We start from the raw sequence: 15,155 nt of genomic DNA, 5'->3' as shown, positions 1-15,155 counted from the left end.
ATGAGCCAACCAATTGACCTGGAATATCGTTTCATGACGATGCAGGACGTCGGGGCTGTGGCCGAGCTGGAACGGTTGTCGTTTTCCACCCCCTGGCCGCATGAAGCGTTCGTCAACGAGCTGACGAAAAACCCGAACGCCCGCTATGTCGTCGTCGTCCACCAAAATCGGATCGTCGCATACTGTGGCATGTGGATCGTGGTTGATGAGGCCCATATTACCAACGTGGCCGTACATCCGCTGTTTCGCGGGAAAAAAATCGGCCTGGGGCTGATGATTAAGATGATGGGAGTCGCGAGAATGTTTGGAGCGAAAAGCATGACGCTGGAAGTTCGGCCCTCCAACACCGTCGCGCGCAACATGTACACCAAGCTCGGCTTCCGGGAGCATGGCGTGCGCAAAGGATACTATTCGGATAACAATGAGGACGCAATCATTATGTGGGTGACTTTGTAATGAACAAGACCAAGACGTCGCGCTACGAGATGCGCATACAAGAAGCTTACGAGGCGCAGAAAAAGTCCGGCGCGCCCGTGTACATTTTAGGGATTGAAACCAGTTGCGACGAGACTTCGGCATCTGTGGTCCGCGATGGCCGGGAGGTGCTGTCCAATGTCATCGCTTCTCAAGCCGATATTCACAAGCGCTTCGGCGGCGTCGTGCCGGAAGTCGCTTCCCGCAGGCACGTGGAAAACATCACGCTGACGATCGAGCAGGCTTTGGCAGAAGCAGACAAAAAGCTGGAGGACATTTCCGCCATTGCAGTGACATACGGCCCTGGCCTCGTAGGTGCGCTCCTCGTGGGAGTGGCAGCGGCGAAAGCCATTTCACTGGCGCGCGGAATCCCGCTCATCGGCGTTCATCATATCGCAGGCCACATTTACGCGAACCGGCTGGTGGCTGAGATGAACTTCCCGCTCATCGCCCTGGTCGTCTCCGGCGGCCATACCGAACTCGTCTGGATGAAGGAGCACGGACAGTTTGAGATTTTGGGAGAAACGCGGGATGACGCCGCTGGCGAAGCCTACGACAAGGTAGCGCGCGCGCTGAATCTGCCGTACCCGGGCGGGCCGCACATCGACCGCCTCGCACACGAAGGGGAAGCGAATGTCCCTTTGCCGCGCTCCTGGCTGGAACCGGATTCGTACGATTTCAGCTTCAGCGGCTTGAAGTCGGCCGTGCTCAACACGCTGCACAACGCCGCGCAGCGGGGAGAGACGATCGAGCCGGCGAATTTGGCCGCGAGCTTCCAGGACTCCGTAACAGAGGTGCTGGTGGAAAAAACGATCCGCGCAGTGCGTGCCTGCCAGGCGAAGCAAGTGCTGCTGGCAGGCGGCGTAGCAGCGAATCGCGGTCTGCGGGAACGGCTGCAGGCACGCTGCGAGGCGGAAGGAATCCCGCTCGTCATCCCGCCGCTGTCGCTTTGCACGGACAACGCCGCCATGATCGCGGCAGCAGGCTATATCAAGTATGAAAAAGGGCAGTTCGCCGCGCTCGATTTGAACGGCGTGCCTGGGTTGTCGCTGAACGAAAACGAGCAGTAGCCTGGATAGAACAGCAAAGTCCATTCCTTGCGGGGATGGGCTTTTTTGCGTTCCGCGAGTCTTGTCGTCTGGAAAGCCCGACCGTGGGAAAAGGACTTGCTGCCAGTCTCTCCCCGCCAGGAGAGCTGTGCGCCGCCTTTGATTCCGCCCTCGTTCCTGCTGTTGCTCAAGCGTTTTCAGCATTATCCACAAGATCAGGATAACTTTCCGGGTTGTTCTCACAGTCGCCTGTGAATACTGGTGATAACGCGAAAAATGGCCGGGAAATTCACGTATAGCCTGTGGATTATTTTGTGGAATATGTGGATAAAAGACTCTGGTTATCAACAGGAGGTACGCCGTGAAGACAAAATTCGTGTGGCTTTTCTTGGTCATCCTGATTTTGTTTGCTCATACAAATTGCGGAAATTCGCTTGCTGCCAACGAAAAGCGCCAGGTCGTCGTGCTGTTTGTAGACGGGCTGTCTTTTTCCGATCTGGAAAAGCTGAAACGCCTGCCGCCTGTGGATAAATGGATCGGCGAGGCGGCAGCAGGTGCCTTATCCATGCGCACGCCGGGGCCACGGACAGCGGCCAACGGTTACTTGCTGATGGGCAGCGGCGCCCAGGCTCTCTATACCGAGCGCAGCGGTACGGCCTATCACCCGCAAGAAGCGCTCTCCCCCAAAGAGACGGCAGGAGAGCGGATGCAGGAGCTGGGCGGTTACCAAGCGCAGGACCTGGCGCGTTCTGCCATCGTTTTTCCCGGTATTTTCCGGCTGCACGAGGATAACCGGGACAAACCGTATTCCTCCCGGCTTGGGCTGTTGGGCACGACGCTTGCCGCGCACAAGATTCGGGTAGCTTCCTACGGCAACGGCGATGTCGAGGAAGCCAGGCAGCGGCACGCTGTCCTGTTTGCCATGGACCAGGAGGGAAGAGTTCCGGCAGGGGATGTGTCCGGCAAAAGCACGTTGTTCGCGCAGGGCTATCCGTTCGGGGTGAAAACGAATTACAGCTACTTGCGCGAGCAGATTCGGGCAGACCGCATATCCGGCCTGATTGCGGTACAGCTTTCCGACTTGTCCCGCCTGTACCAGCTTGGCCCGGACATGGAGCCGGGACAGTTTGCCAGACAGTATCAACGGGTTTTGCACGATCTGTCGCAGTTTCTCGACGAGCTGCTCTCCGCGCGCGGGGAAAACCAACTGGTGCTGCTCGTGTCGCCAGCAGTCAACCCGGTAGCCGTAAAAGAAAAGGCGCTGCTGTCGCCGCTTTTGAGCTGGTCAGGAGAAGGAGCGGGGCTGCTGACCTCAGCGACTACGCGGCAGGCCGGCCTGGTAAGCGGACTTGACGTATTGCCGACGGTGTTGTCCTGGCTGGACGTGCCTGTTCCGAAAGGCTTGGCGGGTCATGTCATGCACAGCACGGAGAGGGGGACGCTGCCGCTGTTGAGCCATCAGGTGGAGAACATTCATCATACGTACGCCACGCGCTCTTCTGTCCTCTATACGTACGTCATGCTGCAAATTGTGACGTTGGCGTTCGCGGCATTGCTGTGGCTGTGGGGCAGGAGAAGAGAAGGCGCAGGCTTGTCCCGTATACGCAGAGGTGTCCGTCTGGCGCTGCTCGCGCTGCTCTGGTTTCCCTTTTTGCTGTTGGCCGAGAGTTTGCTCGATTGGCAGGTTCACGGTTCAGTCGTTCTCGGGGCGTTGATTATGGCCGCGCTGGCAGCGGCCTTTTGGCAGGAAAACCACTCCCTTGCCCGCGTCACGCTGACCGCAAGCGCCGTAACCGTTGCCGCCTTGCTGCTCGACGGCTGGTCGGGGGCAACGCTGATGCGGCAGTCGTTTCTCGGCTACGACCCGGTGATCGGGGCGCGTTTTTACGGCTTGGGCAATGAATACGAAGGCGTCATGATCGGAGGAACGATCATGCTGGTCGCTTCCTTGTACCAGCTTTACCGGGAGCGGAGCCGGGCGCTTTTCGGGGCGAGCCTGCTGCTGCCTGCTGCCTCGGCCGCTATGTGCGGCATTGTCCTGTACTACATGGTCGCGCCGGATTTGGGCACGGACGCAGGCGGCTTTCTCGCCGGGCTGGTCGGCTTTTTTGTCGCCTTTTCCCGGCTGCACGGCTGGCGCATAGGCAAAAAAGGCCTCCTGCTTCTGGCAGGCGGCCTCATGCTTGGCGTTATAGGGTTGATGGCGGCGAGCCTCGTTTCCGATCAGCCTCCCACTCACGTCGGTAGAGTAGCCCAGCAAATAATGGCAGGCGAGTGGGCGGAGATCGGGCAGATGGTCGAGCGGAAGCTGGCGATGAACTTGCGTTTGATTCGCGTCTCGATCTGGAGCAAGGTGTTTGCCGTTTCGCTCATCGTACTCGGGCTGCTCGCCTTGAAAAACGACCGCTTTCTCCGTCATCTGGCACAGGATACGCCGTATTTGGTAAAAGGCTTCGCGGGCGTCATTGCTGGAGCGCTGGCGGGACTTGCGCTCAACGACTCGGGAATCGTGACCGCTGCGACCTGCATTTCGTTTCTCGTCGTGCCCGCCCTGTACGCGGCGCTGGAGGAGCCGACACAGGAGCGCTGCTCGACGTGAGTCGCAAGTGAAGCGCGACAACACCGCCTGCATACGTTCATGCGGTCAGACAGTCGCTATTCCTCCGACAGCGTGCTCCATTCGTCGTACAACTGCTCCAGCTCCTGCTTGGCGGCTTGGATCAGGTCGTTGCGCTCTTTGGCTTGCACGTGATCGCTGTAGATTTCCGGGAGGCACAGCTCTTCCTCCCATTTGACGATGTCGGCTTCCCGCTTTTGAATCGTCGCCTCGATTTCTTCCAAACGGCGCTGGCGTTGACGCTCGCGCCTTTTTGCTTCCTTGTCCAGCTCGTAGGACGATTTTTCCGGCTGGGCTGCGGCAGTAGACCCCTGCTTTTTCACAGGCTGCGCCGCTTGCTCGGCGGCAAGCTCTGCCAGCTCCTGCTTTTTCTCCACGTAGTAATCGTAGTTGCCCAAGTAGCTCGTCACGCCATCGCCCGTCAGCTCCAGCACGCGGCTGGCTATCTTGTTCAGGAAGTAGCGGTCGTGGGAGACGAACAGGATCGTGCCCGGATAGTCGTAGAGCGCGTTTTCCAGCACTTCTTTGCTGAAAATGTCCAGGTGGTTCGTCGGCTCGTCAAAAATCAGGAAGTTGGCCTGCTTCAACATCAGCTTCGCCAGCGAGACACGCGCGCGCTCCCCGCCGGACAGATCGCTGATTTTCTTTTGCACATCGTCGCCGCTGAACAGGAAGTTGCCGAGCAGCGTCCGCACGTCTTTTTCCAGCATGTGCGGATACTCGTCCCATATTTCGCCGAGCACCGTGTTGCGCTCATTCAGATTGCGATGCTCCTGGTCGTAGTAGCCGATCGTCACATTGCTGCCGAAATGCACGTCGCCCGCGAGCGCCTTCAGTTGCCCGACAATCGTTTTCAGCAAAGTCGACTTGCCGATCCCGTTTGGCCCGACCAGTGCGACACGTTCCTCGCGTTCGATTTCAAACGTCAGGCCGCGGGAGAGGACGGCATCCGGGTAGCCGACAGACAGGTTGTTCGCCTTCATGACGATCGTTCCGCTCATTTTGGCTACGTCGAAGGAAAAATTCACGGACTTGTTGTGCATGATCGGTTTGTCCATGCGCTCCATCTTTTCCAGCGTCTTACGCCTGCTCTGCGCCCGTTTGGTCGTGGTGGCGCGAGCGATGTTGCGGGCGATGAAGTCTTCCAGCTTGGCGATTTCCTCCTGCTGCTTCTCGAAGCGCTTCAGCTCCTGCTCGAGACGAGCTGCCTTTTCATCGAGGAAGCGGCTGTAGTTGCCCACGTAACGCGTAGCGCGAGTCCGCTCGATTTCATAGACGACCGTCACCAGCTTGTCGAGGAAGTAGCGGTCGTGGGAGACGACGAGAATCGCGCCCTGATAGTTTTGCAAATACGTCTCCAACCAGGTGAGTGTCTCGATATCCAGGTAGTTGGTCGGCTCGTCCAGCAAAAGAATCGTAGGGGATTGCAGCAGCAGCTTGGCTAGTGCCAGCCTTGTTTTCTGTCCGCCGCTCAACGTCTTGATCGGGGTCTGGTAGTCCATGTCCGCAAAGCGCAAGCCGTGCAGGACGCCGCGAATGGCGCCTTCGTAGCTGTAGCCGCCTTTTTCCTTGAACGCTTCCGAGCGGAGCGAATAGTTTTCCAAAATTTGCTGATAGCGCTTTTCGTCCGCAAGCACGGCCGGGTCGCCCATTTTGGCCTCCAGCTCCCGCAGTTCTTTTTCCTCTGCCCGCAAATGGTCGAAGACGCTCAACAGCTCATCCCAAATACATCGCTCGGATTCAAGCCCGCCGTTTTGGGCCAAGTAGCCGACCGTCACATCTTTCGGGATGCGGACCAGCCCGCTGTCGTAGCTCAGCTCGCCCGCGAGTATTTTCATCAGCGTCGATTTGCCCGCGCCGTTCACGCCGACAAGCCCGACCCGCTCTCCTGTTTGTATTTGCAGAGAGATGTCTTGTAGAATGGTTTCGATGCCATATGTTTTTTCTATATGTTCAGCCTGCAGCAAAATCATCTGATTCACCTCTTTATATAGTAATGCAAGTGTAGCCTAGAGACGGCGCACGGGACAAGCCTTCAGGGGGCGGTCCTTGTGCGGCAAGGAGAGGGAAGAGGTTGCCATGGACCAAAAAACGAATAAAAAACAGTTGCGAAGCCATATTTTGGAGAGGCGCAAAGCCATGCCGCCAAACGAGCGCCAGCAATACGCTGCCCAGATATGCCGCCATCTGCTGGAAAATGAGCGGCTCGCGGCAGCGGGGGCAATCATGGCCTTTCATCCTTTTGGAGACGAGGCAGACATTTTGCCGTTCATTCAGGAGGCGATGAAAAGAGGGCAGGAAATATGGCTGCCACTCGCCCTTGTCGAGCAGCGCCGCCTGATTCCTTACCGCTATACAGGACCGGAAATGCTCAAGCAGGGCGTGTACGGGATCATGGAGCCGGACCCGGCAAAGGCAGAGGAAGCAGAGCTTGCCCGCCTGGACGCCGTAGTCGTGCCCGGTGTGGCGTTTGACAGGCAGGGCGGCAGAATGGGCTACGGCGGAGGTTTTTACGATCGGTTCCTTGCCGGGCTGGACAAACCGCCTTTTTTGCTCGGCGTCGGCTTTTCCATGCAGGTAGTCGAGCATGTCCCACTTGAGCCTCACGATATTCGTCTGGATGGAATGGTGACGGAAAACGGCTTTTTCCAATCGTGAAGGTTTTGTGTCAGGAGGTTCCTTTTTCTTGTTGTGCCCTCTACACTATGGACAAAAAAGTGTACAATACTAACGAATGAGAAAACGGAGGAATGAACTGTGGGTAAATGGAAGGTAGGCGTTATCTCGGCGAGTGATTCGATTGCCAGAGGGGACCGGGCTGATGATCGGATTCCCATCATCCGCAATCTGACAAGGGATTGGCTGGACGTAGATGTAGCTGTCTACCGTGCCGTTACTGATGATATGGAAGAGCTGCAGGAAAACATGATTGAGCTGGTGGACCGCGAAAAATGCGACCTGCTGATCGTGACCGGGGGAACTGGACTGAGCCCGCGCGATGTGACGCCGGAAGTGACCGCCTGGGTGATTGACAGACCAGTGCCAGGACTTGCGGAAGAAATGCGCCGCGCCGGCTTGCAGCAGTCCCGACGGGCGATGCTGACACGCGCGGTAGCGGGTACACGCGGCAACTCGCTCATCATTAACCTTCCCGGAAATTCAAAAGGGGTAGAAATCTGTTTCAACGCCATCGGCGACATGCTCGCGGATGCTTTGCACATTTTGCAAGGGACAGGCGAAGCCAATGAAGATTGGGGAGGATTGGGTTGGTAGAAAAACCGAAAATGCGGGAAGTTCCGGTGCGAGAAGCGATCGGCATGATGCTGCCGCACGACATGACGCAAATTTTGCCTGGTGAGTTTAAAGGCCGCCTGTTTAAAAAAGGACATGTTATCACGGAGGCGGATATCGAGCCGCTTTTGTCCATTGGCAAGGAACACATTTACGTGCTGGAGATGCCAGAAGGTTTCATTCACGAGGAAGAGGCGGGCATCCGGATCGCCAAGGCCGTATCCGGTCAAGGTTTGACGCTCACGCCTCCGTACGAGGGCAAAGTCTCGATGAAAGCTTCGCGGACGGGTCTTGCCAAAGTCAACGAGGAAGCGGTACACGCCATTAATGCATTGGAGGGCATTGCCTTCTCCACGATGTACGGCGATCAGATCGTGCACCCCGGCCACACGCTGGCTGCCACCCGAATCATTCCGTTGATTATCGAAGAAGAGCGCATTGTGGAGCTGGAGAAGCTAGCTAAGCAGTTTGACGGCCCGATCATCGAGGTGAAGCTGTTCCAGGAGAAGCAGGTCGGCCTTGTGACGACCGGAAGCGAAGTGTTTTCCGGCCGGATCGAAGACAAGTTCGGCGCTGTGATCCGCAACAAGGTGGAAGCGCTCGGCTCTACCGTAGTCGATCAACGTTTTGCTCCGGACGATAAAGAAGCGATTGAAAAACAAATTCTTTCGTTCCTCGACGAAGGCGTTGATCTGGTGCTCGTCACAGGCGGCATGTCCGTCGACCCGGATGACAGGACGCCGGGAGCGATTGCCGGAGTGGGAGCGGAAGTGGTCCGTTACGGCACGCCGATGCTGCCAGGCTCGATGCTGATGGTCGCCTATAAAGGGGACGTCCCGATCCTCGGTCTGCCCGGAGCCGTGATGCATGAGCCGTTTACCTCATTCGATGTATTTTTGCCGCGCATTCTTGCAGGAGAACGAATAGTCGCTTCCGACATGACGAGACTCGGTTATGGCGGTTTACGGAAGTGCTAGCTGGTTAGACTGTCAAATAACAGGAAAAAGGAGTGAAAAGCATGAGTACGATTGGGATTCCTGGATTAATTTTGATTCTGGTGTTGGCGCTGGTGCTCTTTGGGCCGAAAAAGCTTCCGGAACTGGGACGAGCAGTAGGCCATACGTTGAAAGAGTTTAAAAACGCAACGCGCAGCCTGACGAGCGACGACGACGATGACGAAGAAGCGAAAAAGAAGGAGCTGGCTGCAAAAGAAGCACCAGCCAAAACGGCTGTCGTCACGGAGAAGGACGCCTTTGACCGCGAAAAAATCGAGCGGGAAGTGCGTGAACGCCTGGAGCGCGAGCGTCTGGAAAAAGAAATTCGCGAAAAGCTGGAAAAGGAACGCCTTCAGATGGAAAAAGAGCAGCAGAAGGCCTAATCAGGTAAGGTGGTTGCCATGAAAGATCAGGAAATGACAGTGGTTGAACACCTAACGGAGCTGCGCAAGCGCATCATATGGGTGCTGGCTGTTTTCGTTGTCGCACTGATAGCCGGCTTTTTCTTTGCCGGTCCGTTGATTGAGTATTTGAAGCAAGAGCCGATCGCCGATGGCGTGCCGATTATTTCCTTGCATCCATCCGATGCTCTTCGCGTCTACATGCAGTTTGCCTTTTTGATTGGCGCGGTAGTGGCGCTGCCCGTTGCGCTCTATCATCTCTGGCGCTTCGTCTCGCCAGGCTTGCAGGAGCATGAGCGGCGCGGTTCGCTTTACTTTATTCCGGCGGCTTGTTTGCTTTTCATCACGGGCATTTTGTTTGGGTATTACGTCGTTTTTCCGATGATTATGCAGTTTATGACCGGCATGACCGCGACCATCGGGGCTGATCCGAACTACGGAATCGCTGAGTACTTCGGCTTCCTGTTCAACATGGTCATCCCTTTTGGCATCCTGTTTCAATTGCCGATTATCGTGATGTTTCTGACCCGTCTGCGCATCCTCAATCCGATGCGGCTGGCAAAGGTGAGACGGTTCGCCTATTTTGGGCTGGCTGTAGTCGGCATTACGTTGACGCCTCCCGAGATCGTCAGCGACATTATGGTGACGATCCCGCTTTTGCTGCTCTATGAGCTGAGCATTTGGCTGTCGCGCATCGTCTACCGCAAGCAACTGCGCGAAGAAGCGGAGTGGGAAAAAGAATTTGGCGGCTTTGAAACGGACGAGCTGGTACGATAAGGACGATCACAGAGAAGACCCCTTGCTATCGGGACGGATAGCAGCGGGTCTTTTTTGATGAAAAAAATCGGCTGGGCAAGGCTGTCACCGCTCTGCAGCAGCCACGATGCGAATGACCGCAAACAGGTAGGAGATACTAGAAAAGTTAGGAAGGGGAGGTGTTAGGGCAACATGTGGCTAATTTTATGCTTGACCTTGTTTTTTTCGGCTGGTTCCGCCAATGGCGGAGAGCAGGTAGAGCTGTTCGATTCGGACAAGCAGCAGGTTGTCGCGACGTTTGCCAATTCGGACGTGTTTCAAAAAGAGGCGCAGCAACTGTTACGCACCGTAAGCGGGCGCGTGTTGGAGCTGAATCCGTCGCTCGACCACGTGATGATCGTCAAAATCCCGCTGGCACCGCCGCAGAGGTTGCAGCATGCCCCGTCTGGCATCGACACGGAGATCGCGGAGATGTTCGTCATCATGCCGAAAAAAGAAGGCAGGCGCCCGTGGCTGATTTTGCACACCAAAGAATACGAGACAGTCGTAGTCGAGTTTTCCGGAGCGGTGGATCAGCTCAGGGCGAGCGTCCGTTTGCGCTGACAGCGGCTTACTTGCTCGGCGTGAGGAAGGTTTGGGTGAAATAGTCGGTAATGACGCCGACGCCAAGCTGGGTGAAGTCTTTTTCCAGGATGTTTTTCCTGTGGCCGGGGCTGTTCATCCAGCTTTCATGCGCTTCGATTGCGTCGGGATAGCCTGCTGCGATGTTTTCTCCCGCCATGCTGTAGGCGATTTTGGCCTGCTTCAGACGATCAAACGGGCTGCTTCCGGTTGTCGCGGAAACATGATCGAAGTAATCGTTCGTTTCCATGTCCAGGCTGTGGGCTCTGGCTACTTTTGCAGCTTCCTCGTTCCATTGCAGGGGAGGCAGCTTGTAGCGGTAGCGGGAGACATTGACGAGATCGAGCGTTTGCCGCTCATTGGCCAGGTTGACCTGTTCCCGTTCGCCCACGCTCAAGGCCGGAGGATCGAAATCCGGGGCTTGCCCCTGGTACGACCATTTCGTTTCGTAAAACCCGCCGCGCAATAGCATTTGCGTGTCGATCAGGCGCAGTCCGGTCACTTTGCTGCCATTTTGCTTGTCCAGGTAAAAAATGTGCGGGATGCCGTTCTTCATGACGAGCGGACGCTGCTGCTTCTGGTTGGTAATCTGGATGTTGGCTCCCATATAGGAAAAGGTGAGCGTATTTTGCGGGCTGTATTGCCGCTCCAGCGCTTGCAGGCTGCTGCCCACCCCGATGTTGCCCAGCATTGCGGTCGGAGCGAGAGAGTACAGGTCCACTACTTTGCCGTTGGCGATGCCCACCTGGACGTAGCGGGCCGGATCGCGGTTGTACACCCACCATTCGTAGCCAAGGCTGCTCGGGTCTTTGCGCGCCGGCTCGCCCAGCAGCTTGCGGACTTCCTCGGCAGGCGTCCCGATAGTCAGCCCGAACAGCGTAGCGGACTCTTGCTGCGAAGAGGCGTCTGTGGCTGTAGCTTTTGCCGGAGCAGTTGGCACCGGCGCGCTTGCGGGTATAGCCTCGTCCGGTTTGGGAGCAGCCGGAGAAGTGCTGTTGTCGGCAGGCAGCTCCGTCGGGATCGTCGGCGGCTGACCGACCCAGGCAAAATGAGAGGCTTTGTCCCAGCCAACTGGTTTGTTCAGGTGCCGTCCGATCATGGAAAGCGGGACGTAGAGCGTTCCCCGATACTCCAGGGAAGCGGGCACCTCCTGGCCTCTTTCTACGTAATACCCTTGCTTTCCGCCAGTGGCGATTTGGCGTCCGTCCCAAAAGATGGCGGAAGGGTAGATGTTTACCCGTATAAAGGAAGTGGTGTCCGATGAGAACAAACGGCTGATTCCCAGCACACCGAGGGCAATCAGGCCGATCCAGAGCCATTTATGCATGGAACATATCCCTCCTTGGCAGGCTTGTCTGATCGTTTGTTTGATTTATATGAGCCGGTCTGTTTGCTAGAACCGTTTTGCTAGAAAAATCATTTGCTAGAGAAACTGCAAATGGAGACTAGCGGTTGGGAAAAAATGAGGGAAACTACTTGCAAAGTACATAGCGATTCATTATTATAGGAATTGGGTGTTAGCACTCATAACAAGTGAGTGCTAACAACAGAAAAATTTGTTTACCTACATTTTTTGAGGAGGGTGTTTTTAGTGCTTAAGCCATTGGGTGACCGTGTGGTAATCGAAGCTATCTCCAAAGACGAAACGACTGCAAGCGGTATCGTTTTGCCTGATACTGCAAAGGAAAAACCGCAAGAAGGCCGAGTAATCGCAGTTGGTTCTGGCCGTGTTGCCGACAACGGCGAGCGCATCGCTTTGGAAGTAAAAGAAGGCGATAAAGTAATCTTCTCCAAATACGCTGGTACTGAAGTAAAGGTAGACAATAAAGAATACCTCGTGCTGCGCGAATCCGATATCCTCGCGATCATCGGTTAAGGCTCTTGACATAGGAAGTCGAACGACAATACAAATAACAGGAGGTTGAGTTTTAGATGGCAAAACAAGTCAAATTCTCTGAAGACGCTCGCCGCTCCATGCTCCGCGGTGTGGAAACTTTGGCAAATGCAGTGAAAGTAACTCTCGGACCAAAAGGACGCAACGTGGTTCTGGAGAAAAAATTCGGTTCTCCGCTGATTACAAACGACGGCGTAACCATCGCGAAAGAAATCGAGCTGGAAGACGCTTACGAAAACATGGGTGCGCAACTGGTTAAAGAAGTTGCTACCAAAACGAACGACATCGCAGGTGACGGTACTACTACTGCAACCGTTCTGGCTGCAGCTATGATCCGCGAAGGTCTGAAAAACGTAACAGCCGGCGCTAACCCGATGGTAATCCGTCGCGGTATGGAAAAAGCTGTTCGTGCTGCTGTAGAAGAAATCAAATCCATCGCGAAGCCAGTTGAGAACAAGTCCTCCATCGCACAAGTTGCTGCGATCTCCGCTGACGATCAAGAAGTGGGTAACCTGATCGCAGAAGCTATGGAAAAAGTGGGCAAAGACGGCGTCATCACCGTTGAAGAGTCCAAAGGCTTCGTAACTGAGCTGGAAGTAGTAGAAGGTATGCAATTTGACCGCGGCTACGCTTCCCCTTACATGATTACTGACACTGACAAGATGGAAGCGGTTCTGAACAACCCTTACATCCTGATTACTGACAAAAAAATCTCCAACATCCAGGAAGTTCTGCCTGTACTGGAGCAAGTGGTACAAAGCGGCAAACCGCTCCTGATTATCGCAGAAGACGTGGAAGGCGAAGCGCTGGCTACTCTCGTAGTGAACAAACTGCGTGGTACCTTCACAGCCGTAGCGGTGAAAGCTCCTGGCTTCGGCGATCGCCGCAAAGCTATGCTGCAAGACATCGCTGCTCTGACTGGCGGCGAAGTAATCACAGAAGAGCTGGGTCTGGACCTGAAATCCACTAAGCTGGAGCAACTGGGCCGCGCTGGCAAAATCGTGGTTACCAAAGAAAACACAACCATCGTTGAAGGTGCTGGCGACAAAGCAGCTATCGAAAGCCGCGTATCCCAAATCCGTCAACAAATCGAAGACACTACTTCCGACTTCGATCGCGAAAAACTGCAAGAGCGTCTGGCTAAACTGGCTGGCGGCGTAGCAGTTATCAAAGTCGGTGCAGCTACTGAAACCGAACTGAAAGAGAAAAAACTCCGCATCGAGGACGCTCTGAACTCTACTCGCGCTGCAGTAGAAGAAGGTATCGTACCTGGCGGTGGTACTACTCTGATTAACGCGATCAAAGCGGTAGAAGCAATCAAAGTAGAAGGCGAAGAGGCTGTAGGTGTACAAATCGTACTCCGTTCCCTGGAAGAGCCAGTTCGTCAAATCGCTGCGAACGCAGGACTGGAAGGTTCTGTAATCGTAGAGCGCCTGAAAAAAGAAGCAGTGGGCATTGGTTTCAACGCAGCTACCGAAGAGTATGTAAACATGCTCGAAGCTGGTATCGTTGACGCAGCGAAAGTAACTCGCTCCGCACTGTCCAACGCTGCATCTGTAGCAGCTATGTTCCTGACTACAGAAGCAGTAATTGCTGACAAACCAGAAGAAAACAAATCGCCTATGGGCATGCCAGACATGGGTGGCATGGGCGGCATGGGCATGATGTAAGAAAGCGGTTCGCCGTTTTCTGCAAAAAGAGGCAGACATTAGTCTGTCTCTTTTTTTATGTGCGGAAACCTGCTTGCGCCAAAAGAGTGGGGGGAGGCCGGAGTTTCTGCTGTGGGCGCTTTTTGGCGACTGGTGAATACGATGAGGAGTGGGGGGCTTTTGCTGCTGGACAGTTATGGTAGCAGCTTTTGTCTACGGATGAACGCGTCCTGGGCGTTTACGGGAGAGGGGGAGAGCGATGAACAAGCGCTGGATTACTTTGGATTTGGATGGAACGCTGATGCAAAATCCTTTCGGTGCCTGGGTATTTCCAGAGGTGGCGAGTACAGTTTCCAGAAAGCTCGGGCGTGAGCATGACATCGTTGCTGAACTGATCGCGGAGCATGAAAAGTGAATGGCCCTGCGCCAATGGGTGGCAGCCTACGACTGGGATGATATGCTGTCTGTCCGATGCGCCGCTCTCGGTGTGCAGCCGGGCGTCGATATCGAAGCGCTGGTGCGGAAGCATTGTGTGCCGCCCAAGGTGCATTTGCTGGAGCAGGGAATACCGGAGACTTTGAGAAAGCTCAGAGGCGAAGGCTTCGCGCTTGCAGTGGTCACCAACGGCTTTTACAAGTATCAGGCTCCTGTGATGGAGGTGCTGGGCATACTCGAGCTGTTTGAGGCGATCATTACCCCGGAGCGCGCTGGCACAGGCAAGCCCGATCCGGCGATTTTTCAGCATCTGCCAGGCGAGGTGCTGGCTCACGTAGGAGATCGGTTGGATCACGACGTGCATCCGGCTAATCAAATGAAGATCGTATCTGTGCTTATAGAAAGAAAAATGCCAGAGGCAGCAAAAGGAATCTCTCCTTATATGAGAGTGCGTGACCAGAGAGTGCGCGAGCTGTGCACGGAGAAATGGCGGAGGGAGTGCAAAAACAACGGGTTACAAGAGCTGCCAGAGCAGTTTGTGCCGAGAGCGATCATCCATTCTTTGACGGAACTGCCCATGGTTTTGGGCATTGAGAATATGGAGTAAAATTCCAGTATGTTTGTACTTGCGTTTTTGCTCTGGACTTGTTAAGATAACTCTTGTCGCTTTTGAAAGGGTTTTTAAACAGAATGAAAAAAGCTAAGAACTTCTAAAAATAACCCTTGATTTTAAAAAGAAGGTATGATATAGTTTAAAAGGTCGGCGCCACGAGGTGCTGATGAAAAAAAGAAAGTGAAATGCTCCTTGAAAACTGAACAGCGAAAGCGTTGATGAGTCTATCATTAAATGATTTGCCAGCTTTGAACCAGTAACAAACTTTATTGGAGAGTTTGATCCTGGCTCAGGACGAACGCTGGCGGCGTGCCTAATACATGCAAGTCGAGCGAGTCCCTTCGGGGGCTAGCGGCGGAC

General features: G+C 55.0%; 15 protein-coding genes and 1 rRNA gene. 14 read left to right on the top strand and 2 right to left on the bottom strand.

Features of this window, described 5'->3' with window-relative positions; all coding sequences use genetic code 11:
* The 3 genes from rimI to AC27IT_RS17625 all read left to right on the top strand — a co-directional run bounded on the left by rimI (position 1) and on the right by AC27IT_RS17625 (position 4,122).
* On the top strand, positions 1-456 hold the full coding sequence (gene rimI / locus AC27IT_RS17635; RefSeq protein ID WP_005830227.1) for a ribosomal protein S18-alanine N-acetyltransferase: 456 nt from the start codon (positions 1-3) through the stop codon (positions 454-456).
* The gene (gene tsaD / locus AC27IT_RS17630) at positions 456-1,544 is read left to right on the top strand and encodes a tRNA (adenosine(37)-N6)-threonylcarbamoyltransferase complex transferase subunit TsaD (protein WP_007776962.1); all 1,089 of its coding nucleotides are present in this window, start codon (positions 456-458) and stop codon (positions 1,542-1,544) included. The genes rimI and tsaD overlap by 1 nt, the downstream gene beginning before the upstream one ends.
* A 340-nt stretch (positions 1,545-1,884) precedes the next feature.
* Positions 1,885-4,122, top strand: coding sequence for a hypothetical protein (locus AC27IT_RS17625; RefSeq protein ID WP_026558262.1), 2,238 nt, complete (start codon positions 1,885-1,887; stop codon positions 4,120-4,122).
* Positions 4,123-4,178: 56 nt separating this feature from the next.
* Here the strand turns inward: AC27IT_RS17625 and AC27IT_RS17620 are convergent, their stop codons facing one another.
* The gene (locus AC27IT_RS17620) at positions 4,179-6,113 is read right to left on the bottom strand and encodes an ABC-F family ATP-binding cassette domain-containing protein (RefSeq protein WP_221843530.1); all 1,935 of its coding nucleotides are present in this window, start codon (positions 6,111-6,113) and stop codon (positions 4,179-4,181) included.
* 106 nt (positions 6,114-6,219) lie between these two features.
* Between AC27IT_RS17620 and AC27IT_RS17615 the strand changes: the two genes are divergently transcribed.
* The 6 genes from AC27IT_RS17615 (at position 6,220) to AC27IT_RS17590 (ending at position 10,186) form a co-directional block, all read left to right on the top strand.
* Positions 6,220-6,798, top strand: coding sequence for a 5-formyltetrahydrofolate cyclo-ligase (locus AC27IT_RS17615; protein WP_197187030.1), 579 nt, complete (start codon positions 6,220-6,222; stop codon positions 6,796-6,798).
* A 99-nt stretch (positions 6,799-6,897) separates the two neighbouring features.
* Positions 6,898-7,413 (top strand): MogA/MoaB family molybdenum cofactor biosynthesis protein, encoded by a 516-nt coding sequence (locus tag AC27IT_RS17610; protein WP_005830235.1) that lies wholly within the window; start codon positions 6,898-6,900, stop codon positions 7,411-7,413.
* Positions 7,407-8,408, top strand: coding sequence for a molybdopterin-binding protein (locus AC27IT_RS17605; RefSeq protein ID WP_026558260.1), 1,002 nt, complete (start codon positions 7,407-7,409; stop codon positions 8,406-8,408). Before AC27IT_RS17610 ends, AC27IT_RS17605 begins: the two co-directional genes overlap by 7 nt.
* Positions 8,409-8,449: 41 nt before the next feature.
* Positions 8,450-8,809 (top strand): twin-arginine translocase TatA/TatE family subunit, encoded by a 360-nt coding sequence (gene tatA, locus AC27IT_RS17600; RefSeq protein ID WP_005830238.1) that lies wholly within the window; start codon positions 8,450-8,452, stop codon positions 8,807-8,809.
* 18 nt (positions 8,810-8,827) lie between these two features.
* Positions 8,828-9,604, top strand: coding sequence for a twin-arginine translocase subunit TatC (gene tatC / locus AC27IT_RS17595; protein WP_005830239.1), 777 nt, complete (start codon positions 8,828-8,830; stop codon positions 9,602-9,604).
* 171 nt (positions 9,605-9,775) lie between these two features.
* Complete coding sequence (locus tag AC27IT_RS17590) at positions 9,776-10,186, top strand: hypothetical protein (RefSeq protein ID WP_007776978.1); 411 nt, start codon at positions 9,776-9,778, stop codon at positions 10,184-10,186.
* Between the two features lie 7 nt (positions 10,187-10,193).
* Here the strand turns inward: AC27IT_RS17590 and AC27IT_RS17585 are convergent, their stop codons facing one another.
* A complete protein-coding gene (locus AC27IT_RS17585; RefSeq protein ID WP_283858608.1) occupies positions 10,194-11,531 on the bottom strand; it encodes a CAP domain-containing protein in 1,338 nt (445 codons plus the stop codon).
* Between the two features lie 264 nt (positions 11,532-11,795).
* On the opposite strand from AC27IT_RS17585, the gene groES reads away from it, so the two are divergent.
* From groES to AC27IT_RS17560, 5 genes are all read left to right on the top strand, one after another.
* Positions 11,796-12,080, top strand: a complete 285-nt coding sequence (gene groES, locus AC27IT_RS17580) for a co-chaperone GroES (RefSeq protein WP_005830242.1) — start codon at positions 11,796-11,798, stop codon at positions 12,078-12,080.
* 56 nt (positions 12,081-12,136) lie between these two features.
* Positions 12,137-13,768 (top strand): chaperonin GroEL, encoded by a 1,632-nt coding sequence (groL, locus tag AC27IT_RS17575; protein WP_005830243.1) that lies wholly within the window; start codon positions 12,137-12,139, stop codon positions 13,766-13,768.
* Between the two features lie 238 nt (positions 13,769-14,006).
* Positions 14,007-14,162, top strand: a complete 156-nt coding sequence (locus AC27IT_RS17570; protein WP_429776680.1) for a hypothetical protein — start codon at positions 14,007-14,009, stop codon at positions 14,160-14,162.
* Positions 14,163-14,789 (top strand): HAD family hydrolase, encoded by a 627-nt coding sequence (locus AC27IT_RS17565; protein WP_429776682.1) that lies wholly within the window; start codon positions 14,163-14,165, stop codon positions 14,787-14,789. It begins immediately after the preceding gene.
* A gap of 272 nt (positions 14,790-15,061) precedes the next feature.
* Positions 15,062-15,155, top strand: a 16S ribosomal RNA gene (locus AC27IT_RS17560); the annotation flags it as partial.

Source organism: Brevibacillus sp. YAE8, from assembly GCF_057543335.1.
The sequence above is the reverse complement of the archived record's forward strand: the minus strand, read 5'-3'. Positions and strand labels throughout refer to the sequence as shown.

Bases quoted from the DNA above. Each gene is read 5' to 3' on its own strand.
- tatC (WP_005830239.1), top strand. From the start codon at position 8,828: ATGAAAGATCAGGAAATGACAGTGGTTGAACACCTAACGGAGCTGCGC.
- AC27IT_RS17585 (WP_283858608.1), bottom strand. From the start codon at position 11,531: ATGCATAAATGGCTCTGGATCGGCCTGATTGCCCTCGGTGTGCTGGGA.
- groL (WP_005830243.1), top strand. From the start codon at position 12,137: ATGGCAAAACAAGTCAAATTCTCTGAAGACGCTCGCCGCTCCATGCTC.
- AC27IT_RS17620 (WP_221843530.1), bottom strand. From the start codon at position 6,113: ATGATTTTGCTGCAGGCTGAACATATAGAAAAAACATATGGCATCGAA.
- AC27IT_RS17615 (WP_197187030.1), top strand. From the start codon at position 6,220: ATGGACCAAAAAACGAATAAAAAACAGTTGCGAAGCCATATTTTGGAG.
- AC27IT_RS17570 (WP_429776680.1), top strand. From the start codon at position 14,007: ATGAACAAGCGCTGGATTACTTTGGATTTGGATGGAACGCTGATGCAA.
- tatA (WP_005830238.1), top strand. From the start codon at position 8,450: ATGAGTACGATTGGGATTCCTGGATTAATTTTGATTCTGGTGTTGGCG.
- AC27IT_RS17565 (WP_429776682.1), top strand. From the start codon at position 14,163: ATGGCCCTGCGCCAATGGGTGGCAGCCTACGACTGGGATGATATGCTG.
- rimI (WP_005830227.1), top strand. From the start codon at position 1: ATGAGCCAACCAATTGACCTGGAATATCGTTTCATGACGATGCAGGAC.
- AC27IT_RS17590 (WP_007776978.1), top strand. From the start codon at position 9,776: ATGTGGCTAATTTTATGCTTGACCTTGTTTTTTTCGGCTGGTTCCGCC.
- tsaD (WP_007776962.1), top strand. From the start codon at position 456: ATGAACAAGACCAAGACGTCGCGCTACGAGATGCGCATACAAGAAGCT.